Raw genomic sequence first — 763 nt, forward strand, 5'->3', positions numbered from 1 at the left:
TTTCAAAAACTCTGCTTACCAGGCGCATTTCGCCCAGGGGATCACCATAATAAAATGCTGAGGCCTGGCCTTTGCGTAGTGCACGCATCACCTCAATACCTTTGATGGTGGCGTAAGCCGTCTTCATGGATTTAAATCCCAGCGTGGCGCCGATTATCCGTTTCAGTTTGCCATGATCGCATTCAATCACGTTGTTCCGGTACTTAATCTGTCGGTGTTCAACGTCAGACGGGCACCGGCCTTCGCGTTTGAGCAGAGCAAGCGCGCGACCATAGGCGGGCGCTTTATCCGTGTTGATGAATCGCGGGATCTGCCACTTCTTCACGTTGTTGAGGATTTTACCCAGAAACCGGTATGCAGCTTTGCTGTTACGACGGGAGGAGAGATAAAAATCGACAGTGCGGCCCCGGCTGTCGACGGCCCGGTACAGATACGCCCAGCGGCCATTGACCTTCACGTAGGTTTCATCCATGTGCCACGGGCAAAGATCGGAAGGGTTACGCCAGTACCAGCGCAGCCGTTTTTCCATTTCAGGCGCATAACGCTGAACCCAGCGGTAAATCGTGGAGTGATCGACATTCACTCCGCGTTCAGCCAGCATCTCCTGCAGCTCACGGTAACTGATGCCGTATTTGCAGTACCAGCGTACGGCCCACAGAATGATGTCACGCTGAAAATGCCGGCCTTTGAATGGGTTCATGTGCAGCTCCATCAGCAAAAGGGGATGATAAGTTTATCACCACCGACTATTTGCAACAGTGCC

Annotated in this window: 1 protein-coding gene; it reads right to left on the minus strand. The window is 52.9% G+C overall.

All coding sequences use genetic code 11. From position 1 onward, the window contains the following. The coding region (locus GVV58_RS15245; protein WP_003218105.1) for an IS6-like element IS26 family transposase at window positions 1-700 on the minus strand (700 nt) is incomplete at its 3' end. Window positions 701-763 lie beyond the last annotated feature (63 nt).

Origin of the sequence: Acinetobacter sp. 18QD2AZ41W (genome assembly GCF_009829025.1) — a bacterium.
Lineage (GTDB): Bacteria > Pseudomonadota > Gammaproteobacteria > Pseudomonadales > Moraxellaceae > Acinetobacter > Acinetobacter pseudolwoffii.